Here is a 25,764-nt window from a genome sequence, read left to right as displayed (position 1 = left end):
GTTTCATGACACTTTAGGAACGTGCTAAATTCCTATTTCCCCTGCTGTTCGTCTTTGTACAGCGCCTTTTCCTCGTTGTTTCCTTGTAACTATCATCGTATGTTATTTATGAACAAACGATGCATTTATTGAATTGGTAATCATTATATTTCACGTCTGGTAAGCGCATTCATTTTGCATTAAACGTACAAATTAGGAGGAATGTATTCCGAGGAAATACAATCTGAGCATACCCATTTGAGATTAATATGATTTGCAGTTGATTGGGGCTTTTGACAGCACATTGGATCTTCATCGATCAATTATGAATTTTCTTACTCCATCATTGTACAGTTAAAGTTAACAAGCAGATCATTCAAATCTGCACTGATAACCTCATACTAAAAGATAAAATAAGGGTAATATCAAGGGGAGCGAATCTTGTCTGGATACTAATCATAATAAAAAAAGCCACCTAGTAAGGTGGCATCACTGTAAAATATGGAGCGGGTGATGGGAATCGAACCCACGCTATTAGCTTGGAAGGCTAAAGTTCTACCATTGAACTACACCCGCATATAGATGGTCGGGACGACACGATTTGAACATGCGACCCCTTGGTCCCAAACCAAGTGCTCTACCAAGCTGAGCTACGTCCCGACATCAGTATGAAAATGGCGCGCCCTGAGAGATTCGAACTCCCGACCTTTTGATTCGTAGTCAAACACTCTATCCAGCTGAGCTAAGGGCGCAAATATTATGGAGCGGACAACGGGATTCGAACCCGCGACCCTCGCCTTGGCAAGGCGATACTCTACCACTGAGCTATGTCCGCAATATGTATTAGGTTAGATTTAGATCACACTCAAATATTATATCATGTTCTTTACTAAAAAGCAATATTAACATCATTGAGTATAAATGGAGCGGGTGATGGGAATCGAACCCACGCTATTAGCTTGGAAGGCTAAAGTTCTACCATTGAACTACACCCGCATATAGATGGTCGGGACGACACGATTTGAACATGCGACCCCTTGGTCCCAAACCAAGTGCTCTACCAAGCTGAGCTACGTCCCGACATTAGTATGAAAATGGCGCGCCCTGAGAGATTCGAACTCCCGACCTTTTGATTCGTAGTCAAACACTCTATCCAGCTGAGCTAAGGGCGCAAATGTTATGGAGCGGACAACGGGATTCGAACCCGCGACCCTCGCCTTGGCAAGGCGATACTCTACCACTGAGCTATGTCCGCATTGTGATCTCGACTTTCCTTACCGGAGAGGCGACAAGAAATAATATATCATAACAAAAATAAAAAAGCAACACTATTTGTTTCACCATATTATGGTTAATTATCTAGCCTCAAAGTGGGATTAATTAATGGTTACGTAAACATAGCCAATAATTTGGATAAAATAAAAATAATATCAGTATGTCGATTATTATAATCAACATACTGATATTTATCATTAATTACTTGCTTGTAGAGAATGTAGGCCTAACCGATTTATTATTGATATAATCAATTTCATCGGCTAATTTTTCTGCTATCCTATCTACTGCAGGCGAATTCATCATATCTGCATGTTTACCTTCTACATAATAAGTTTCCATACTTCCTGTCAACACTTCATTCCAATCGTGTAGCAGATCTTCCCCTTCTTGTGCTTTGAAATACACAACTTTACTGTTATATTTTACTGCTTCATAACTACATAAAAGCTGCATGTTATACCTATAAGTATCAATGATTCGTTCAATGCTACTTATTTCAGAGTCTTCCGGCAGCATTTCACTTCTTTTAGCCTGATCTAGAATGTTCTGATATCTATTTTGAATAGTCCGTTCTTCAAAAACATCCACTATCGGCGAGGGTTGATCAGACATCAATTCTTCGAGTTCCAAAATAGCTGCTTCCTCTGAGAATTCATACCGGTTCCCTTTAGCCAGCATCGTATCCATAAGCACAAGAAGACTCACAGACTCTCCTCTTTGCTCTAACTTACAAGCGAGGTCATATGCAATAGCTCCACCTAATGACCAGCCCCCAAGCATGTAAGGACCATTAGGCTGCACCTTTTTAATTTCATCTAAATAAAAATCCACTATTTCTTCCAAGCCTAAGTCTACACCCTCATTCTCTAAGAATGGGGATTGTATACCATAAAACGAACACTTGCCTTTCAACAACTTAGCTAGCTGGTTATAACAATAAATATTTCCCCCAGCTGGATGGATACAGAAAAATGGTTGTTGTGTTGTTGTTGACATATTAATCATAATTTCAGATGTGTTGCAGTCTTCAAATCTTTCCTGACGGATTAGCCTCGCCAATTTTTCGATTGTTGAATTTTGGAAGAAAGTTAACACCTGTAAAGATGCGCCCCAATGATTATGAATTTTAGATAATAACTTAATTGCCATCAAGGAATGGCCACCCAACTCAAAAAAATCATTTTTAATTGTGATATTCTCATGAGGCAGCAGTTCTTTCCACATCTGAACCAGTTGATACTCTATACTATCTCGAGGATTAATTGATTTGTTGCTTGTTGCATTTACTTCTGATTTATAATGACTCAAAGCATTTCGGTCGATCTTATTGTTTGGTGTCAATGGCATAACACTCACACTTACAAAGAGACCAGGAACCATATGACTCGGCAAACGTTCGACCAGATATTTCCTCCATGACTTTACATCTCCACTTCCAGTCACATATGCGATTAACTGCTTATCCCCTTCCTCAGTCTCCTCGGCTAGTACGACAGCTTGCGAAATATCGGGATGAAGGTTTAGGACAGCCTCAATTTCACCTAGCTCTATTCGAAAACCTCTGATTTTTAGTTGACTATCCGTTCGCCCGATATATTCTATACTTCCATCAGACCTATATTTCACTAAATCTCCTGTGCGATAAATACGATCATAGAGACTACGATTGAACGGGTTCTTAATAAATCGTTCTCCAGTCGCATCTGGACGGTTCAAATAACCTTTTGCTAGTCCCGCCCCGCCAATATATAGCTCACCTACTATACCACTAGGTACAGGCTGCAAATTACGGTCTAATATAAATATTTCAGTATTGCTAATTGGTCGGCCAATTGTAACTGGACCGTCCAGATTAACTCTCCACATCGTGGACCAGATCGTGCTCTCAGTAGGACCAAACATGTTATACACCTTGCTACCGCCCTTGACCAAGTCTTCGGCCAATGCAGCAGGCAGCATCTCCCCCCCCACTAGCAATGTCATACTTTCTGACGGTTGGTATCCGCTATTTAGCAATAGTCTCCATACCATCGGTGTTGCTTGCACGTAAGATATATGTTGCCGTTCAATCATTGTAATTAATTCTTTCCCGTCTAATACTTGATCTTTACTTACCACTACGACTGTAGCACCTGAAATAAGAGGGAAAAATAATTCCAAAATTGAAATATCAAACGAAATGGATGTTAAGGCAAGCCAGTTATCTCCAGATGTGAGATCAAATTTAATTTTCATAGCATACATGAAGTTCAGCAAGCTACCATGTTGCAGCATTACCCCTTTTGGATTGCCAGTAGAACCCGAGGTGTATATAACATAAGCTAGGTTATCCAAGCTAACACTTTGTTCTGGTGATATGTTGCTTTCAAGTGATATCTGTTCGAAATCCTGATCTAGTGAAATCACATCCATGCCTTCAGGTAACAATGTCAGTACGCTTCCCTCAGCAATAATGATATTAATTTCTGCATCTTGCAGCATATACTCTATTCGGTGCTTCGGATATGACGGATCAAGCGGAACATATGCCCCACCTGCTTTCATAATGCCTAAGAGACCAACTACCATCTTCAAGGAACGTTCGACACAAATACCGACTAAACAATCCGGGCCGACTCCACGCTTCCGCAAATAATGAGCCAATTGGTTAGCCTGCGAATTTAACTCTTGATACGTAAGAAGTGTATCTTCAAAACGTACAGCTACCGCTTCAGGATCTTCATTTGCCTGTTGCTCAATCCATTCGTGAAGTAACTTGTCCCTAGAATACTCCATTCCCGTATCGTTCCATAATTTGAGGACAGTATGTTTCTCTTCTTCACACATCATATCCAGGCCTGAAATCGGTTGATCTGGATAATCAATAACTTGGTGTAGCCAATGTTCAAAATGACCTGTCAATCTTTCTATGGTACTCGCGTCGAATAAGTCTGTATTATACTCAAAGGCTACATTTAAACCTTCATCAACTTCGCTCATACCAAGCGTTAGGTCAAACTTGGCAGAGGTCATCGAGCTCTGCAACCACTCCACTTTTTTCTCATTCAGATCTGTTATCTGGGTACCCTTTGCCCTCCAGTTAAACATAGTTTGGAATATCGGGGAGTGACTGAGATTTCTCTGCGGTTGAACCGCCTCTACAATTTTTTCAAAAGGTACATCTTGATATTCATGTACTGCTAATGCTTGTTTACGAACTTGTGCTAATAATTGCTTAAAAGTGGGGTTCTGTGACATGTCAGCCCGATAGACAAGTGTGTTTACAAAAAAACCTATTAAATTCTCAATCTCTTTATAATTGCGATTCGCGATTGGACTTCCTACCAAAATATCCAATTGACCTGTATAACGTGAGAGAAACCCTTGATAGCCAGCCAATAACGTCATAAATAAAGTTGTATTTTCTTGACGACTTAACCCTTTGATCTTCTCAAGCAAAGCATCAGGCATAAATACTTGATACGTTGCTCCGCGATAAGATTGAACACTTGGACGAGGTCGATCTGTTGGTAATTGCAATATTGGAAGTTCACCGGCTAGTTGATTGCGCCAAAACTCTAATTGCCTATCCATCAATTCGTCTGTCATCCATCTTCTCTGCCAAATAGAAAAGTCTGCATATTGAACTAGCGGCGCCTGCAATGCTGGAGGCTCATTTTTCGTTATCGCCTCATATAACGTTAACCACTCGTGCACAAGTATATCCAGAGACCATCCATCACTAATAATGTGATGCATCAAGCAAAGGACTACTAATTCTTCTTTATCCATTTGGATCCATTCGACTCGGATAAGCGGCCCGTTTTCCAAATCAAAGGGCGCTTCCAGTTGACTTTGAAGTAGTTGCTTCATTACCAGCTCTCGCTCATCTAATGAAGAAATAGATGTCAAATCATTTACACGCCATTTTTGTGGCATGTATGTTTTAATGAGTTGCACCGTAGTTCCATCAACTTCTTGGAAAACAGTCCTTAGGGATTCATGGCGTTCAATGATTCCATTAAACGCTTGCTGTAATGCTTCAATCTGCCACACTCCGTTTAATCTCCATGCACAAGGGATATGGTAAACCGTTCCATTCGGTTCCAATTTATCCATAAACCACATACGTTGCTGTGCATAAGACAATGGTAATAACTCCGTGCGCACTTCAGCCTTCAAAGCTGGCAACAACAATTGTCTTTCTTTTTTTCGAAGATGTGCAATGCGATCAGTCAATGATTCCACCGTTATATATTCAAACAATTCTCGCAGTGGCAGCTCAATATCAAACAACTCTCGTAGACGAGAAGCAACCTGCGTTGCCAACAAAGAATGGCCCCCTAGTTCGAAAAAGGAGTCATGAATCCCGATATTTTCAATACCCAGTATTTGGCCCCATACTGTAGCAACCAACTCTTCCGCAGCGTTGCGAGGGTGAACGAAACTGCTCTGACCACTATTAACCAACTGCATAGTCAGCAATAACTGCTTATCGATCTTCCCATTAGGTGTAAGGGGCATACTATCTAGTTTCACTATCTGTGAAGGAACCATATAATCTGGCAATCGTTCTTTTATATAGTCTTTCCAGATTCCCTCAGTCCCCTCGCCAACTACATAAGCCACCAATTGTTTAGACCCTGACCTATGCTCCCTTGCTACAATGGCAACTTGCTTCACACCTGGATTGTCACTTAAAACCGCTTCTATTTCACCGAGTTCAATCCTAAAGCCTCTAATCTTAACCTGGTTATCAATCCGGCCGAGGTATTCAATATTACCATCCGTCAAACGTCTGACTAAATCTCCTGTTCTGTATAATATAGAAGAGAATTCATCGACAAACGGATTTTTTATGAATCGTTCTTTGGTTAAGTCCTCCTGCTGATAATACCCTCTTGCCACAGCTCTTCCCGCAACAAATAGTTCCCCAGCCACTCCTATTGGAACAGGATGATAATTTTCATCCAATATATACAACTGAACGTTATCAATAGGACGTCCTATTGGAGGCAGTGTAGGCCATAAACTCTGATCGCCTGACAACGTGTAAGAAGTTACGACATGGGTCTCAGACGGCCCATAATGATTATGCAGCTTCATATCCGGATACTTTTTCATTAGACCTAATATTGATGCAGTTATACGCAACTGTTCTCCTGCGGTAATGACTTCTTTAAGATTAGAACTATTTAAGGTTGACTTGCATACTTCTTGTGCAAATTGGTCCAGCGCAACAAAGGGTAAAAACAACCTTTCCACACGATGGTCAATGATGTATGGCAACATACGAGCAGGATCTCGCCTTGTATCTTCGGATACAAGTATTAATGTCCCTCCTGAAGCCCAAGTTGAAAAAATCTCTTGAAATGATACATCAAAGTTTAATGAAGTAAATTGAAGTGTTCTTACTCCCCTAGATCTCTCCATTGTTCTCATCTGCCACAACAACAAGTTAACGAGAGGTCGGTGATGCATCGAAACTCCTTTGGGCCTTCCAGTAGATCCAGACGTATAAATGACATATGCCAAATTTTCTGGAGTAGCTTTGCTTGATGGTGAATCTGTGCTCTGCTGAGCTATTGCATCGCCATCCCTATCGAAGCAAATAAAATCCAACTCCTCAGGCAAAAATTGCAGCAAGTCTACTTGCGTTATTATTGTTTTAATACCAGCATCTTCGATTACCATCTGTAGTCGTTTCTGTGGATAGGTAGGATCCAAAGGAACATAAGCCCCACCCGCTTTTAAGATTGCTAGCACTCCAATTACCATATCTACTGAACGCTCCATACAAATACCGACCAGAAATTCTGGCCCAACACTATGTTTTTTTAAGAAATTTGCCAACTGATTCGCTCTTTGATCTAACTCATGATAAGTTAGCTCTGTTGCTTCGAAGATGACTGCCACTGTTTCCGGACATTTTATGGATTGCATATCAATCAAGTCTGTTATCAAATAATCACTTGGATGATCAATTTCCGTATGATTAAACTCTTCAAGTACAAGTTTACGCTCCTCTTCTGATATCAGTGAATGGGAACTTAATCGTAATCCTGCATGGGAGCAAACTTCATTCAGCCAATGTCCAAAATGATCCCCCATTCGTTCAATGGTACTCGTATTGAACATATCCGTATTGTATTCAAATAATACTTCGAGCCCTTCTTTTGTCTCCCCGAGCACAACTGATAAATCAAATTTGGAGATAGATATAAAACTATCCAATACTTCTATCTTCCGATCAGACCAATCTGGAAGCTCCTGTGGATCCATAACCCAATTAAACAATGTCTGGAAAATAGGAGAGTGACTCATACTACGCTCTGGCTGAATCGCTTCCACGACTTTTTCAAAAGGAACATCCTGATTATCATGTGCGTACAATGCTTGCTGACGTACTTGAAGCAGCAGTTCCTCAAAAGTCGGATCATCCGTTAGATCACTACGATATACAATGGTGTTTGAGAAAAATCCGATGACACCTTCAATTTCAGTCTGGTTACGATTTGAAATTGGACTGCCGACTAATATATCCTTTTGACCTGAATAACGAGATAAGAATCCTTGATACGCTGCTAACAACAACATAAACATCGTTACATTTCTCTGTTGACCAAAAGCTTTCAGCCGCTCTAGCAATGGCTTAGGTAACATCCGGCGATGTATTGCCCCTCGATAAGTTTGGATACCTGGTCGAGGACGATCTGATGGTAACTGGAGTACTGGCAAATTACCAGCAAGTCTAGTTTTCCAATATTCCAGTTGCTTACCTATCTCTTCTTCTTTTAACCGTTCCTGCTGCCATTTCGTAAAGTCTGCATATTGAACTGGTAAAGGTGAAAGATTTGGTAGCAATCCTGCCTCCAATCTTTCATATATATCTAACCATTCTTTTATTAAAATCCCCATTGACCAACCATCAGATATAATATGATGTAAAACACACAATAATATCCATTCCTCTGAGCCAACTTGAATCCACTGAGCTCTTAATAACGGGCCTTTTTCTAAATCAAATGGCTTTTCAAACTGTTCAGCCATCAATCGCTTCATTTCCACTTCTCTTCTCTCAACAGGAAGATAAGAAATGTCTAAAGTATCCCACTTTTGTGGTTTATGCTCACGTATTACTTGAATCGGAATTCCTTCCTGTTCGTTAATAACAGTCCTAAGAACCTCGTGGCGTTCTATCAATTCTTCTAGTCCAGTCTGCAGCAATTGAATATTCCACTCACCTTGTAGACGCCACGCATTCGGAATGTTATATGTGGCGCTATTCGGCTCTAAGCGATCAATAAACCACAATCGCTGTTGCGCATAGGACAGAGGCAGCCGTTCTTCTCGCGATACTGGCATTAATTTGCTTTCGTTAATTTTAAGACCTTGCTGCTCCAGCTCATTGATCCGCTTAGCCATCTCTTCCAAGGTGGGATGTTCAAATAACTCTCTTAATAGGATCTCAATGCCAAAAGCATCTCGCATCCGTGAAACAGCTTTTGTTGCCAAAAGTGAATGCCCACCCAATTCAAAGAATGAATCAGAAACACCAACCCGTTCAATTTCAAGCACTTGGGCCCATACAGAAGCAAGTAACAGTTCTTCTTTTGTCCTTGGGGCTGTATACGGATATTCGCTTAGCACCATATTCGGAACTGGCAAAGCCTTCGTATCCACTTTGCCATTGTGTGTTAATGGAATGGCATCCAATCTGACAAAATAGGCGGGAATCATATAGCTAGGCAGTTGGCCTTTGACATGCCCCCTCCAAATGCTCGAGTCTCCGCTTCCAACGACATAAGCAATTAGTTGCTTGTTCCCAGGCTGGTCTTCACGGGCCACAACAACTGCTTGTTTAATTGAAGCACATTCATTAAGGACTGCCTCAATTTCTCCAAGTTCAATCCTAAAACCCCTGATTTTCACTTGATTATCTATTCTTCCGATATACTCCAATTTACCATCAGGCAGATATTTAACTAAGTCACCTGTCCTATACATACGTTCACCAATGACATTGCCAAATGGATTTGGGAGAAAGCGTTCATTGGTTAGTTCAGGAGCGTTAAGGTAGCCTCTTGCCAATCCTACCCCACCAATATAAAGTTCCCCAGCAACACCGATAGGAACCGGCTGTCCAATTCGATCCAGAACATAGGCTTTTTTATTAGGATACGGACGACCGATATTAGGAGTACCCATCCCTCCATAAATACCTGCAGTTGCACAGACTGTGATTTCTGTTGGCCCGTAAGCATTAATGAACACTCGACCCTCAGACCATTTTCTAGCAGTTTCCTCTGCACATGCAGAACCAGCAGATATGATAACTTGTAATTCTGGAAAATCACTTTCATCTAACATACTAAGGACAGCAGGCGGTAAAGTTGCATGACTGATATGATTTTCTTTTAAAAATTGTGTTAAGGGTTCAACTGGCATCAGATCTTGTTTGCTCCCTAAAAATAAGGTAGCACCAGATACAAGAGTTGAAAAAATTTCAGAAACAGATGTATCGAAAGAAAATGAAGCAAATTGAACTACTCTACTGCCCAACTTTAAATTAAATATTTCTTTTTCACTTAAAACTAAATTACACAACCCATGCTGTTCTAGCATTACTCCCTTAGGTTTCCCTGTAGAGCCAGACGTATATATTACGTACGCTAGGGAACTAGATGTTGAATAAGAGATTGGTGTATCCTTATTTTCATTTGCTACTCTTTCTAAATCTTGATCAAGATTGATTACTTTCGTTGCAGTAGGAATCCATTCTTGACGTTGTCCACCATTTATTATTAATCCGATGTCGGCATTTTGCACGATGTGCTGCAACCGTTGAACAGGATATGTTGGATCTAACGGAACATAAGCCCCACCAGCTTTTAATACAGCTAATATACTTACTATCATCTCCAATGAACGCCCTACACAAATACCAACCAATTCTTCTTTTTGGATCCCATTTTTCCTTAGATAATTCGCAAGTTGGTTAGACTGCTCATTTAAGGCTTTGTAAGTGAGCGTTTTGCCTTCATATATAAGCGCAAGAGCTTCCGGATGATATGTGGCATGCTCCTCAATATAGTCCTGAACCAATTTGTCTTGCTTGTACGCCACAGATGTTTGATTCCATCCTTGTGTAATCAACTCAACTTCGGCTGCAGACATTATTTCCAAATCTGAGATTCGTTCAGAAGAACGAGTACAAATTTCTTGTAGCCAATTTTGAAAATGACCAGCTAATCGAACGATACTGGATGCGTCAAACAAATCAGTATCATACTCAAAAATGGCCTCAAGTCCATTTTCATGCACTCCCATCGTAAGCGTAAGGTCAAATTTTGTAGTAGACACTTCGCTTCCGTAGATCTCAATTGCTCTATCTGAAAATTGTGGCATCATTCTAGATTCTGTCTGCCAGCTAAACATGGTTTGAAAAATTGGAGAATGACTCATGCTACGGTCAGGCTGAATTGCCTCTACAATCTTTTCAAATGGGACGTCCTGATGTTCATACGCTTCGAGCGCTTGGCGTCGGACTTGCGATAGTAATTGTTTAAAAGATAAGTCGCTAGTCACATTGGATCGATATACCAGTGTATTTACAAAAAAACCGATTAATCCTTCAATATCCTTATGATTCCTATTAGCAATCGGACATCCTACCAGAATATCTTCTTGCGACGTATATCTAGAAAGGAAACCTTGATAAGCAGCCAACAACAACATAAACATAGTTACATTCTCTTGCTCGCATAACGTTTGCAACTTATCCATCAAACCAGACGGGAGTTCCAGACGATAATTTGCACCCCTATGTGTTTGTACAGTCGGGCGTGGACGATCTGTAGGCATCTGCAGTACCGATAGATCACCTGACAATAGTTCTACCCAATATTTCAACTGCCTTTCCATGGCCTCTTCTTTAAGCCATTTACGCTGCCATACTGCAAAATCCGAATATTGAACAGGTAGAGGCGAAAGTAAAACCGATCCTCCTTTTAATGATGCTTCATAGAATGACAGCCACTCTCTAAGCAGAATATCCATTGACCAACCATCAGAAATGATATGGTGCATTGTACACAGGAGTATCCACTCTTCCACTCCAACTTGAATGTATTGCGTACGAATTAATGAATCTTGTTTCAAATTAAAAGGTGCTTCAGCTTCTATTTGAACCAAGCGATTTATTTCAGCTCCTCTTCGATCTACGGGTAAAGACGTTAAATCCAATACCCTGCATGCTTCCAGTTGGAAAGTGTTAATCTGCTGAACAGGCGTACCATCATATGCTTTAATATTGGTACGAAGTGACTCATGACGATTAATAACCTCATTCAGCCCTTGATGCAAAGCTTCAATATTCCATGTCCCTGTTAAGCGCCATGCGCTTGCAATATTATAGGATGAACTATCCGGTTCAAGTTGATTAAGGAACCATAGACGTTGTTGCGCATAAGAAAGAGGAAGTGGACCTTCCAGATCAACAGGTACTAATTCTACAGATGGTGAAGAAGTCCCACCTGAACGCAATTCTTCTATAACTTTAGCCAACTCCACTATTGTCGAATGCTCGAACAACTCACGTAACGGAACCTCAATATCAAATGTTTCTCGTAGTCTTGAGGCAACTTGGGTTGCCAGCAACGAGTGACCGCCTAAATCGAAGAACGATTCGAAAATTCCTACACGATCAATTCCCATCACTTGAGTCCAAATAGAAGCTATTAATTGTTCCACAGGAGTGCGGGGAGCAGTAGAATGCTCATACATAACCTCGTGGGCAGGATCAGGCAATTCTTCTTTATTAATCTTCCCATTTGAGTTTAGTGGAAGGGCATCCATTTTCACAAAAAATGCGGGTACCATGTAACTAGGCAGTTGCAACTTTACGTATTCTCTCCATTCTGATACATGCCCCTCACCTGAACCAACAATATAAGCAATCAGTTGCACTTCATCTGATCCATTCTCGCGAACTACAACAGCCACGTCTGTAACCGTAGGATGTTTGCTTAGAACTTCTTCGATCTCTCCCAATTCGATTCGATAACCACGCAGTTTTACTTGATTGTCTATCCGACCAAGATACACTAATTCACCAGTCGGCAGTAGTTTAACTAGATCACCTGTTTTATAAAGTCGGGAAGGTGTCAGACTGCTATCATATGGATTCAATATAAATTTTTCAGCGGTTAATGCAGCTTGTCCAAGATATCCTCGAGCAACACCCGCCCCACCAACATATAATTCACCCGCTACTCCAATCGGCAATGGTTGAAGATTATCGTCAAGTACATAAGTTGTCATATTTGCTATCGGTCGGCCAATTGGAGGCTGATTATGCCCACAATAAATACCTCCAGTTGCGCAAATTGTAACCTCTGTTGGGCCATAGGCATTGATAAAAATATGATCTTTAGACCATCGTGTTGCTAATTCCTCTGTGCAAGTTGAACCTGCTGAGACAACAACTAAAAGATCAGTGAGTCCTTTATCATTAAGCATCCCCAAAACAGTAGGCGGAAGAGTCGCATGAGTAATCTTGTTGTTCCTCAAAAAATTTGTAAGTGGCTGAGTTGGCATCACATCTTCTTGACTGGCGATATATAAAGTCGCTCCTGCCGCTAAACTAGTAAAGATTTCAGATACAGCAGCATCAAAAGAGAATGAGGCAAATTGAATCACTTTACTTTCCGATGTTATTTGGAATAAGTCTATTTGCGCCAATACAAGATTAAATAAGCCTTTATGCTCAATCAAAACTCCCTTAGGATTTCCTGTGGAACCTGAAGTATAAATAACATACGCCAAACTATTACATGTAATTTTGCTGTCAGGTATGAACACACTTTCTTCTGCAATCCTTTGTTTTTCAAGATTGAGACAGATGCAATCCGTTTCTGCAGGTATCCATTCATTCAGATGATCCTGTGTGAGCACCCATTTTATCTTTGCATCCTGAAGCATGTATTGCAGACGCAATGGAGGATATGCTGGATCCATAGGCACGTAAGCACCACCAGCCTTTAGCACTGCCACTATTCCAACAATCATGTCTAAAGAGCGTTCTAAGCAAACTCCAACCACTTGTTCTGATACGAGACCCCGATTCAACAAATAGTGTGCAAGTTGATTAGAGCGTTCGTCTAGCTCCTTATAGGTAAGGTACTCTGATTCAAATACCACTGCGATATCATCGGGACGGAAATTGGCCTGCTTTCCAATCAGGTCTGTAACTACCCCTTGTGGATAGTTCACAGACGTACTGTTCCATTCTTCTAATACAAGCTTCAGTTCAGGTTTAGACATCAATTCTAACTTGCTGAGTGGTTCTTCAAACTTCATAGTCACTTCATTAAGCCAGTTAACAAAGTGATCTCCCATACGAACAATCGTCGCATCATAAAATAAGTCCGTATTATATTCAAACATAACACTCAGACCATCACTGAGTTCAGCTATCGTCATAGTTAAATCAAATTTAGATACGGATGACGGCTCGTCAATCAACTCAAGAGTCCTTTTATCCCACTCATATCTTTCTCTTACATCCGTGACCCAATTAAACACGGTTTGGAATATAGGGGAATGACTCAAACTACGCTCAGGCTGTATCGCCTCTACAATTTTCTCAAACGGAACATCTTGGTAATCGTGGGCCAGTAGTGCTTGTTGACGCATCTGTCCTAACAAATCTTGAAAAGTAGGGTCATAGGAAAGATTAGCTCGATATACCAGAGTATTTACAAAAAATCCAATGATACCTTCTGTACCCTTATGATGTCTATTGGAAATCGGACTTCCTACCAAAATGTCTTTTTGCCCTGTATAACGTGACAAAAAGCCTTGATAGGCAGCTAATAGAGTCATAAAAAGCGTTGCATTTTCCTGTCGACTTAATGCTTTTAATCGTAAATAAAGATCTTGCGAAATAACAGTTCGGTGTGTAGCACCACGACCAGCTTGAACACTAGGACGCAGACTGTCTATTGGTAACTGCAGGACTGGTATGTCACCAGACAATAGCTGTCTCCAATACTGCAGTTGATGCTCTAATTCCTTTTCAGTAAGCCATTCCCTTTGCCATACTGTGAAATCTGCGAATTGGAGTGGACACGAAGAAGCTTGGACTCCCTTCCCAGTAACCTCTGCTTCATATAAAGAGAGCCACTCTTTCATAAAAATATTCATAGACCATCCATCTGAAATCAAATGATGCAGCGAAGATAGAAATACCCAATCATCCGATGCCACTTGTATCCACTGAATTCTAATAAGTGGCCCTTTGATCAAATCAAATGGTTTTAGCGCTTCTATTCCCATCAAACGCTTGATCTCAGCCTCTTGTTCCTCAGAAGATATCTTAGATAGGTCAATAACATCCCATGTCTGTGCCTGATAATTCTGGATGGACTGTGTAGGAATACCATCTTGTTCTTTAATAACAGTCCGTAGTATTTCATGGCGCTCAAACATGCCGTTTAATTTATTCTTCAGCACTTCGACTTCCCAAGCTCCTTTAAAGCGCCATACATTCGAAATATTATATTGTGCACTGTTCGGATCCAAACGATCGAGAAACCATAAACGTTGCTGCGCATAAGACAGAGGGATTACCTTGTCCCTCCCTACTGTCTGGAAATTAATTAAAGGCTCTGTTCTTGCTACTCTACGCAGTTGAATAATCCGTTCTGTCAATGCTTCAACCGTAGTATGTTCAAATAACTCGCGTAGTGGCAGGTCAATTTCAAATGCTTCTCGGATTCGAGAAACAACTTGCGTTGCTAAAAGAGAATGCCCACCTAAATCAAAAAACGAATCATATATACTGACTTTTTCCTCACCTAAAATTTCCCCCCAAATAGACGCGACTAATTCCTCCAATGAATTTCGAGGGGCTACATAACAGTTTTGGGCCAACTGCATATGAGGTACCGGCAAGGCTTTTGTATTGATCTTTCCATTAAGAGTAAGTGGAAATGATTCAAGTGTTATGAAATTAGTAGGGAGCATGTAACTTGGTAACTTTGATTTCGCAAATCGTATCCACTCTTCATAATGTTCTCCAGCATTGTTAGCTACGATATAGGCTACCAAGCGCTTATTTCCTGGCTCATCTTCGCGTGCAAGCACCACTACTTGCTTCACAGTAGGGTGTTGGCTCAATACCGCCTCGATCTCTCCTAACTCAATCCTATACCCTCTAATCTTGACTTGATTATCTATTCTATCCACATACTCTAAGTTACCATCTTGAAGCCGACGAGCAATATCCCCTGTCTTGTACATTTTTTGGCCGTCTACAAAAGGGTTAGTGATGAACTTTTCCTCTGTTAATTCCGGACGGTTGAGATACCCTCTTGCTAATCCATCGCCAGCAATATACATCTCACCATATACCCCATACGTAACCGGCTTTAATGAATCATCTAATACATAAATGATTACATTGTCAGCAGGAACCCCAATAGGCACACTTTCCATTAAAGTTGCCTGATTATCAAATATATAAGTCATACAGCCTACAGTCGTCTCCGTAGGACCATACTCGTTATAAATCTTCACAGTTTGATTAAATTGATCATAAATTTTATGAGCAGATTCTGTCGTTAGCTTCTCTCCCCCAACGATTAGCTTTTGTAACTTAGTAACACTTGAGGATCTAGGCACGCCCTCTAATGCCTTCATGTGTGCAGGAGTTAACTTGATAATTCCTATGCGCTGATCCTCAATAATGTCATACAGCTTTAATAGGGGATCCCCTTCCTCATATATAATAATTTGATTTCCTGAGATTAAAGGTACATATATCGACGTAACCGTCAGATCAAAAGCCAATGAGGTATACAACGGAAAATGGAGCTTCTTTTCTCCTAAATATATTTTATTAGCCCACCAAACATAGTTCACCAAGCCTCGATGAGTAACCATTGCTCCCTTAGGATTCCCTGTTGTTCCCGAGGTATATATAACGTAAGCTAAATTATCCGCACTCACTTGAATAGGAGGATTGTGTGCACTTTCCTTTAATAATTGATCTCGAATGTTATCTATACATATCAAATCCGCACATTTTGGTAGAACTTCACATAACTTCTCTTGTGTGATTACGATACTAATAGTGGCATCATCTACAATATAACGTAGACGTTGTTCAGGATATGTTGGATCTAAAGGTACATAGGCCCCTCCAGCCTTCAAAATACCTAATAGGCAAACAATCATGTCCAACGAACGTTCCATACATATCCCCACCAAGGACTCCGGTCCTACACCTTTTTTTATCAAAAAGTGTGCCAAGCGGTTTGCTTGTTCGTTTAGCTCATTATATGCAAGCCCTTCCATGTCCTCAAAAATTGCCGCAATTGCCTGTGGTTGTTGTAGAACTTGTTGTTCAAATAGTGCATGTACTACACTTTGACGAGGATATTCTGAAGTTGTGTCATTCCAATATTCAATTACCTGTTTCTGTTCCGTCGGAGTTAGATAAGAAATATCCCCAAGCGTCTCCTTATTATTAGTAACTATCTCAGTTAAAACTTGATTTAGGTGGCCATAGATACGATTTACAGTATCTTGGTCAAATTTACTCCTATCAAACATAAACTTTAGCGATATTTGATCTCCAGGAGTTACAATTAAACTGAATGGATAGTTAGTTTGTTCACGTCCTTGAAAATCATGAATTTGAAATGTAGTAGATAATTCTCCAATCTCAATCGGATAATTCTCAAATACAAATAAAGATTGGAACAAGGGAGTTCCTCTTTCTATCTCACTCCACCCTTGGATATCTATCAGCGAAGTGTACTCGTATTGTCTACGATACATATCTTTTAATTGGAGACTACGCATCCAATCTCTTATTTTTGCTTGATTTGGTGCTTGAATACGTGCGGGTAGTGTACTAATAAATAACCCTACCATTTTATCTATATTAGGTAACTCTGATGTCCTACCTGAGCTGGTTACACCATATACTACATCTTTCTCACCACTATATCGGCTTAATAGAAATGCCCAGGCACCTTGGATGACTGTATTTAAAGTAACCTGATTTGTCCTGGCCCATTCTGTCAGCTCTTTTGTCTGTTTTAGAGTCAAATAATATGTCAGCTCGTCATAGCCATAGATCTTATCTGTGTTTGTCTGAATCATCTGTAATGACGTTGGTGTCTTAAATCCATTTAATTCGTTACGCCAAAATTTCTCCGCTTGATGGCTATCCTGCTGTTTAAGCCATTTAATATAATTCTTATAGCTAGGAAGAGTTGGCAAGCTGAGTGCAGTGCCTCCGCTCACACTATCATAATAACGAACCACCTCACTCAGTACTAAAGGTATACTCCAGCCATCTAATAAAAGATGATGATAAGTCCAAATCACTCTGTAAGACAGCTCACCCTCAGTAATTATCGTAACGCGCATTAAGGGTGCCTCATCCAACTGAAACCCCTCAGCCCGGTCGGACTCCATATATTGTCTTGTTTTTTGATTTAAGTCTACCTTAGATAAGGTAGACCAATCTTTTAACTTCAATGAAAAACTTGCATCATGAAACACAACTTGGAAAGGTTCCTCTGATTCTCCCCATTCAAATGTAGTTCGAAATATATCATGTCTTTCGATCATCAGTTTCCAAGCCTGCTCAAATGAATCAAAATCAAGACACCCTTTAATTTGGAAGCTTAATTGAGTGATGTAAGAAGATGAATGTTGTTCATGTTGATCATAAAGCGTATGGAAAAGCATTCCCTTTTGAATGGGTGACAAGCCATATATATCTATAATCTCACTCATTTTCTTCCTCTTTTCTTTGACAGTTTGTTCAAAAATTTGTTCAAAGACTTCTCGGAAAGGTCCGCATCCGCAAAATCTGATACTGTATAGGCAGCTTCCATAAATGAACAAGCACCAAACAATTTAAGGTGCTCCAACATCTTCTTGGCAACCGCTTCTATAATTGCAGGACTCCATTGATGATTGCCGCATTTCCATGTGATTAGCAGTTTATTATCTATTACCAGTCCATTAACATCAATTGAATTTGATGATTCAGGATTATGACTAACAACATCGAAATCAAATTGTTCCATAAATAAGGAATTAGAAGCGATCAGTTTGTCAAACTGCCCAAAATAATTCAAACTTATTAAAGGCTCATGCTCTTGTAGTAACATTACTGCTATATCATGTCTTCTATAGTGCGTAGCATGTGTGTCAGTGCCACCGTTGGGAAGACGACGGATTGATTCCTTTACACACTTTAGTACTTCCACCGGTGTAGAAGCATTCAATAAGTTCAGTTGAACAGGATATGAGCGTGCAAAACAGCCGATCGTTCTGGTAATATCCACCCCCGTTATCGTGTTCATACGCTCATGATCTTGTAAATGAATGATCATTGAGGATTTTTTCGTATACTCATATAATGCGCTCACCATTGATGCAAGCAGTAACTCACTCATATTTGCCTTATACATGGCTAAAGCGTCCTGCAGTAACGTTTTTGTTTCAACTTCACTCAACAGTACAGTAATTTGATTATCGTTTTTATTTGTTTGGTCTTCATCCACAGCAGACACTATTACCTGTTCCGCTTTTATTTCTACATCATCTATGTTACTTGCTTGGACTAAGTCAGTTACACTTTCAGCCCACTCTTTAAATGAAGTGCTTTTCACAGGTAATTTTATGCGTTCTCCATTGTTCAACTGGCTGTAGGCTGTCTGTAAATCCTCAATAAATATACGCCATGAGACCTCATCTACTACCAACTGATGAATCATGATAAATAACCGTCCAGATGAAGCCTCCCCTTCATCAAAATAAATAGCTCTCAGCAGGGGTCCTGTTTGAAGGTCCATACATTCTTCTTGTTCCTGAATTTTTTGTTTAATCTCTTGGTCCCACCCTTTTTTTTCCGTTCCATCAAGCTTAATAATCTCTAGTGGAACCTCTTGTCCAGTGCCATTATGAATTTGGATCCATTTGTCAGCAGACAGCATCTCATAACGAAGCCGCAGGGCATCATGATGATCAACTATATGTTGGAATGCCTTACGCAGATGATTAACATCTAGTCGTTCACACGGTAACAACATTACAGATTGATAATATCTATGAAGATGAGAATAATCGTGCTTAAAGAACCGGTATTGGAACAGTGTCAATGGAATTTCCCCTGTTACTTCCCCTTGCATTAATGGGGCTGGTTCGGATTGTTTTGCCACAAGAGCCAGCTCAGCAATTGTCTGGTGCTCAAACAATTGTTTTAAACTAAGCTGCAAACCCGCTTTATTAGCAAGCGATATAACTTTAGTACTTATAATGGAATCACCGCCGTGTTCAAAGAAATTATCGTCAATGCTAATGTTGCTGATGCCTAGAACTTGCTCCCATATGTCAGTTAATACTCTCTCCTTAGCATTGGATGGGGCTATATAACCTTCCTCCGTGCGCTGAAAGTCAACTGCAGGCAGTGCATTACGATTAATTTTTCCATTCGGTGTCACCGGAAGTGTTTCCATATTGACAAAATGAGATGGAACCATGTAGTAAGGCAGATGCTCCTTTACATATCTCCTCCATATTTTCGCATCTCCATCTCCAACAACATATGCTACAATCCATTTCCCTCCATTTTCATTATCACGAACGATAACGACCACTTGTTTCACCGAAGGATGCTTACTTAATAATGCTTCAATCTCGCCTAACTCAATACGGAATCCTTTAACTTTGACTTGATGATCCATTCGTCCTATATACTCTAGATTTCCATTATCCAAATATTTTACCAAGTCCCCTGTTCTATATAAGCGAGCACCATTTTGGCTGCTAAAAGGGTGTCCAATAAATCGATCAGCAGTTAACTGAGGATGATTCAGATAGCCCCTAGCAACACCAGCACCACCAATATAGAGCTCTCCCACCGTACCAATTGGCATAGGTTGTAGATTAGCATCTAACACATAAACATCCGTATTACATATTGGTCGGCCAATAGAAATTGCTTGTCCTGGATCCACTTTCCACATGGTTGACCATATTGTACTTTCAGTCGGACCAAACATATTAAATACTTGTCCCCCACCTTGGGTCAACGCTTCTGCCAGTACTTCCGATAAAGCTTCTCCACCTACTAATACCGTTAAACTAGTGGAAGGTACATACCCACTATCAAGCAACAAATGCCACATCATCGGTGTTGCTTGCATATAAGTTGCACTGGAATCCTCAATTAACTCAACAAGTTTGTGACCATCCGAAATTTCTTCCTGACTAGCTATTACTACTGTTCCACCAGCAACAAGCGGGTAGAAAAGCTCCAAGATTGAAATATCAAACGAAATAGAGGTACAAGCCAACCAAGTATCTTTATTATTAAAAGTAAGACGCCGCTTCATAGTAAACATAAAATTCAGCAAATTCCCATGTTCAACCACAACACCTTTGGGATTACCTGTCGAACCCGAAGTATAAATAACATAAGCTGCATTGGATAAAGCAGGCTTACTTTCAGGTACAGTAGTCATCGAGTTTGAACAGTACTCTTCTCTATTCAAGGAAACAATCTCAGTGCCTTCTGGTAACCACGCAGTTAAGTGATCAGGGGCTATAACAATCTTTATTCCTGCATCTTGAACCATGTATTGTAGTCGATGTATCGGATAGGTTGGATCAAGAGGCACATATGCACCGCCTGCTTTTAGGACTCCTAGAAGTCCAACAACCATTTCTAATGATCGTTCCATGCATATCCCTACTAGGAATTCAGGACCAACACCCTTTTTTTTCAAATAATGTGCTAAGTTGTTTGAACGTTCTTGAAGTACTTTATACGTTAACTGCATATCCCCAAATACTAAAGCTACCCCATCTGGCTGACTAATCGCTTGTGCATCAATTAATTCATGGAGTAGTAGTTCCTTTGGATATTCAATTACATTGTTATTCCAGTCTTCCAGCATTTGTTTCATAGCGTCTGAACTCATGAGTTCTAGACTTCTTAGTGGCAATTCTGGATTAGTGGCTACCTGTTGTAACCAATATCCAAAATGCTCTGACATTCGTTTTATTGTGCTCAATTCAAATATATCTGTATTGTATTCAAAAGCAGTATAGAGCCCTTGCTCTGTTTCTCCCATTGTTACTGTCAGATCAAATTTGGCAGAGGCTAATGAAGTAGCCATCCATTCCATTTGTCGATCTGTAAACTCTAGTAACACAGGAAAGTCTGTTTGCCAGTTAAACATAGTTTGGAAGATTGGAGAGTGGCTCATACTTCGTTCAGGTTGTAATGCTTCTACTATTTTTTCAAATGGAACATCTTGATGATCATGCACTTGAAGTGCCATTTTCTGAATATTTGCTAGTAATGCTTTGAAGGTGGGGGCATTAGATAAGTCTGCTCGGTATACAAGAGTGTTTACAAATAGACCCATAACTTCTTCAATCTCTCTATGGTTACGATTCGCAATTGGACTACCTACTATAATATCCATTTGCCCTGTATACCGAGATAAGAATGCTTGATAAGCAGCCAACAATGTCATAAACAATGTGCAATTCTGTTCGCGTCCTACCGATTTCAACTGACTTACAAGTGATTTTGGAAGCAAAAAATGGTGAACCGCGCCTTTATATGATTGCTGGCTAGGACGAACGTAATCAGTTGGTAATTGTAGCACTGGCAGTTCCCCTGCTAGCTGTTCTTTCCAGAATAGCAATTGATCTTCAAGAATCTCATCCTTTAACCATTCCTGTTGCCATGTTGCAAAATCAGCATACTTAACAGTTGGTGCTGAAAGTAACGATGGTATCCCATGCACATTCTCATCGTAAATGGCTGTCAATTCCTTGATGAAGATATTCATTGACCAACCATCTGAAATAATATGATGCATCGTACATAGGAAGATCCACTCTTCTTTATCCATTTGGATCCACTTCATACGAAATAACGGACCTGCTTCCAGATTAAATGGAGTGTTTGCCTCCTCATATGTTAACCGCTTGAGTTCTAACTCTCTTGCTTCTTTTGAAAGGTGTTGGAGTTCCTTAATGTCCCAAGTGGTTGGTACGTGAGCTTGTATGAACTGCAAAGGCGTTCCGTCTGTCTCTTTAACGATAGTTCGAAGTACTTCATGCCTCTTAATCAGTGTATGAATACTATGTTGTATCGCTTCTATATCCCATTTGCCTGTCAAATGCCATGAACTTGGTATGTTATATAAAGCACTGTTTGGCTCAAACTGCTCAAGGAACCATAACCGTTGTTGTGCATATGAAAGTGGATAACCTCCCTCGTTTACACGGGACTGCAGAATTGGAAGTTTCCGATTCCCTTCTCCCTTTCGCAGCTCTGTAATCCTGTTTGCAAGTCTTTCTACAGTGGAGTGCTCAAATAACTCCCTCAGTTGCAAATTAACATCAAAAGATTCACGTAAACGAGAAACCACCTGTGTTGCTAGTAGTGAGTGCCCACCCAATTCAAAGAATGAATCATAACAACCAATATCCTCAATTCCGAGTACTTGGCTCCAGATTGAAGCAACTAATTGTTCCGAATGACCCCTAGGAGCTGTAACCTGGTTGTCATTGACTTGCCATTGTAAAGCGAACAAAGCTGCAGTATCAACCTTTCCATTTGATGTAAGCGGCACCATCCCCTCTAACTTTACTAAGTATGCGGGGACCATGTAACTTGGTAGTAAAGCCTTAATATGCTCCTTCCAAGATAATGGATCACCACTACCACAAACGTAAGCCACTAAATACTTATCTCCAATCTGATCCTCACGTACCAGCACAATAGCCTGTTTAACTTCAGGATGTTGGATTAAAGCAGCCTCTATTTCACCTAACTCTATACGAAATCCCCTGATCTTTACTTGTGTATCTGCTCGGCCTATATATTCAAGATCACCGTTACAGGTATACTTCACAATATCTCCCGTTCTGTAAAGCCTTCCACCATACTTTCCCTCTATTTGATGGTCAATAAATCGTTCCGATGTTAGATCTGTTCGGTTAAGGTACCCTCTTGCTACCCCGGCTCCACCAACATATAATTCACCCGCTATCCCTACTGCTACAGGCTTTAAGTCCGAATCCAACACATATAGCTGCAGATCAGGTATGGGTCGACCAATAACATTGTTTAGCCCATGCTCAACGTCATATTTGGTTACTGGATAATAGGTTACGTGGACAGTTGTTTCTGTAATACCGTACATGTTCACAAATTGAATAGAACCCTCGTTGTGTTTCTTAAACCAAGGTAACAAACTGGAAGCCTCTAATGCTTCGCCACCAAAAATAACATAACGTAACGACATATGAACTGAATTATTGTTGTAAGCCTCGTAAACTTGAGTCAATTGCTTAAATGCTGACGGTGTTTGATTTAGAACAGTTACTTTTTCCTGCAGCAGAAGTTGATAAAATTCTTCTGGTGAACGACTCGTCAAGTAAGGCACCACAACTAGACGCCCCCCATATAGAAGAGCCCCAAAAATCTCCCATACCGAAAAATCAAAGGCGTACGAATGGAATAGTGTCCATACATCATCTTCATTAAAATGGAACCACTTTTCCGTAGCATGAAATAACCGAACAACATTACGGTGTTCCACCATAACCCCTTTCGGATTACCAGTAGAACCTGAAGTATATATAATATAAGCTAGTTGATCAGGCTTAACTTCACTAGTTGGAGCTTCAATACTTTCATGACTAATAAGCTCCCTGAAATTATTCATACTTATAATATCAACACCATCTGACAACCAACTATGTGAATCCAACTGCGATAATATTAATTTGATCTCGGAATCCTTTATGATATATTGCAACCGTTGCTGTGGATTTGTAGGGTCTAGTGGCACATACGCGCCACCAGCTTTTAATATTCCTAAGATACCTATAACCATGTCTACAGATCTTTCCATGCAGATTCCAACCAATGTCTCCGGTCCTACTCCACGTTTTCTCAAATAATGAGCCAACTGATTTGCAAAATTATTTAACTTTGCATAGGTAAGTTCTTGTTTTTCAAATACAACGGCCACTGCATCAGGACGAGCTGCTGCCTGTTTTTCAAACTGTCTATGAATCATATCGTTGCTTAAATATGGTTTTGATACACTATTCCATTCTTCAAACAGTTGCATTTTTTCTTCTGGTGTTAAATAAACAATTTCTGATAAAGTTCGATCCTTATCCATTATCAACTCACTTAAAACTTGTTTAAGGTGCCCCTGAATACGTAATATGGAGTCTGAATCTATTTTCCCTTTATCGTACATCAGTTGAATGGATATTCTTTCACCAGGAACAACTACTAGACTTAATGGATAGTTAGTTTGTTCTTCTCTCTTCATATCAACAATTTCGAAACCTAGGTTGTCATTAAATGACGTCATAGGATAATTTTCATAAACATATAAAGTATGAAACATGGGTGTTCCGCGCGGAACTTCACTCCAACCTTGAATATTCGTTAAAGATGTATATTCATACTCTCTTCTAATCAATTCTTTATTCTGTATCCCCTGCAGCCATTCAAGAATAGTTATGTGATCTGGTATAGATACACGTGTAGGCAACGTATTAATAAACAAACCGATCATCTTTTCTACACCATTCAAATTTGCAGGGCGTCCAGAACTCGTTACCCCATACACCACGTCGTTATCACCGCTGTAACGAGATAGTAAATATGACCATGCACCTTGAAACAGAGTATTCAAAGTCAGCTGATTCATTTTTGCCCATTTTTCTAATGCTTGCGTTTGTTCTCTTGTCAGTAAGGTTACACTTTCAGCAAAACCTATTTCCTTTATAGCAAACCTATTAGAAATTCCTAGTGGTGTAGGAGCTGAAAAACCTTTTAATTCTTCTCGCCAAAACTTTTCCGCTTGGCTATGATCCTGTTCTTTAATCCAGCGGATATACTTCTCATAAGAAGGGGGTCTTACAAGAGACAACAGCTTACCGCTTTTAATATTTTTGTATGTGTTCAATAATTCATACAAAATCAAAGAAGAGCTCCAACCATCTAACAATAAGTGATGATACGTGACAACCAATCTGAATTTGTCTTCGGCTTCATTAATGATGGTAACTCTCATTAGAGGAGCTTCATCCAATTGGAAGCCTACGAAACGATCTACCTCCATTAGCTTTTTCAGTTCTTCCACTTGTTCATCTTGAGATAAATGCGTCCAGTCTTCATTCTTTAGTGTAAATTGGGTATTTTCATAAACTGCTTGTACAGGTTGTTCGATATTTTCCCATACAAATACAGTCCGAAAGATATCATGTTTCTGAACTAGATGGTTCCATGACTCGGCAAAAATCCCCACATCCAATGGCCCTAGCAAAAGTAAACTTAATTGGTTGATATAAGCAGAAGAATACTCATCTTGACTATCATAAAGAGTGTGAAACAGAATTCCTTCTTGAAGAGGGGATAAGGCATAAATATCTACGATAGCGCTCATTTCA

General features: G+C 40.1%; 2 protein-coding genes and 8 tRNA genes. All 10 read right to left on the bottom strand.

The window, feature by feature from the left end; translation table 11 throughout:
• Window positions 1–481: 481 nt before the first annotated feature.
• The 10 genes from MH117_RS25825 to MH117_RS25780 all read right to left on the bottom strand — a co-directional run bounded on the left by MH117_RS25825 (window position 482) and on the right by MH117_RS25780 (window position 25,760).
• Window positions 482–555, bottom strand: a tRNA-Gly gene (locus tag MH117_RS25825).
• 7 nt (window positions 556–562) lie between these two features.
• Window positions 563–639 (bottom strand) — tRNA-Pro (locus MH117_RS25820).
• A gap of 15 nt (window positions 640–654) precedes the next feature.
• Window positions 655–731 (bottom strand) — tRNA-Arg (locus MH117_RS25815).
• A gap of 8 nt (window positions 732–739) precedes the next feature.
• A tRNA-Gly gene (locus MH117_RS25810) sits at window positions 740–814 on the bottom strand.
• An 87-nt stretch (window positions 815–901) separates the two neighbouring features.
• Window positions 902–975 (bottom strand) — tRNA-Gly (locus tag MH117_RS25805).
• A gap of 7 nt (window positions 976–982) precedes the next feature.
• Window positions 983–1,059 (bottom strand) — tRNA-Pro (locus MH117_RS25800).
• A 15-nt stretch (window positions 1,060–1,074) separates the two neighbouring features.
• Window positions 1,075–1,151: transfer RNA gene (locus tag MH117_RS25795), tRNA-Arg, on the bottom strand.
• An 8-nt stretch (window positions 1,152–1,159) separates the two neighbouring features.
• A tRNA-Gly gene (locus MH117_RS25790) sits at window positions 1,160–1,234 on the bottom strand.
• Between the two features lie 221 nt (window positions 1,235–1,455).
• Window positions 1,456–18,051: a non-ribosomal peptide synthase/polyketide synthase gene (locus MH117_RS25785; protein WP_239333902.1), complete on the bottom strand. Its 16,596-nt coding sequence runs from the start codon at window positions 18,049–18,051 to the stop codon at window positions 1,456–1,458.
• Window positions 18,048–25,760, bottom strand: a complete 7,713-nt coding sequence (locus MH117_RS25780) for a non-ribosomal peptide synthetase (protein WP_239333900.1) — start codon at window positions 25,758–25,760, stop codon at window positions 18,048–18,050. Before MH117_RS25780 ends, MH117_RS25785 begins: the two co-directional genes overlap by 4 nt.
• Window positions 25,761–25,764: the final 4 nt, after the last annotated feature.

This window comes from Paenibacillus sp. ACRRX (genome assembly GCF_022346885.1).
Lineage (GTDB): Bacteria > Bacillota > Bacilli > Paenibacillales > Paenibacillaceae > Paenibacillus_B.
Note: the sequence above shows the minus strand (reverse complement) of the source record. Positions and strands in the feature narration are given on the sequence as shown.

Excerpts from the sequence above, each read along its gene's own strand:
- MH117_RS25785 (WP_239333902.1), bottom strand. The coding sequence starts at position 18,051 with ATGAGTGAGATTATAGATATATATGGCTTGTCACCCATTCAAAAGGGA.
- MH117_RS25780 (WP_239333900.1), bottom strand. The coding sequence starts at position 25,760 with ATGAGCGCTATCGTAGATATTTATGCCTTATCCCCTCTTCAAGAAGGA.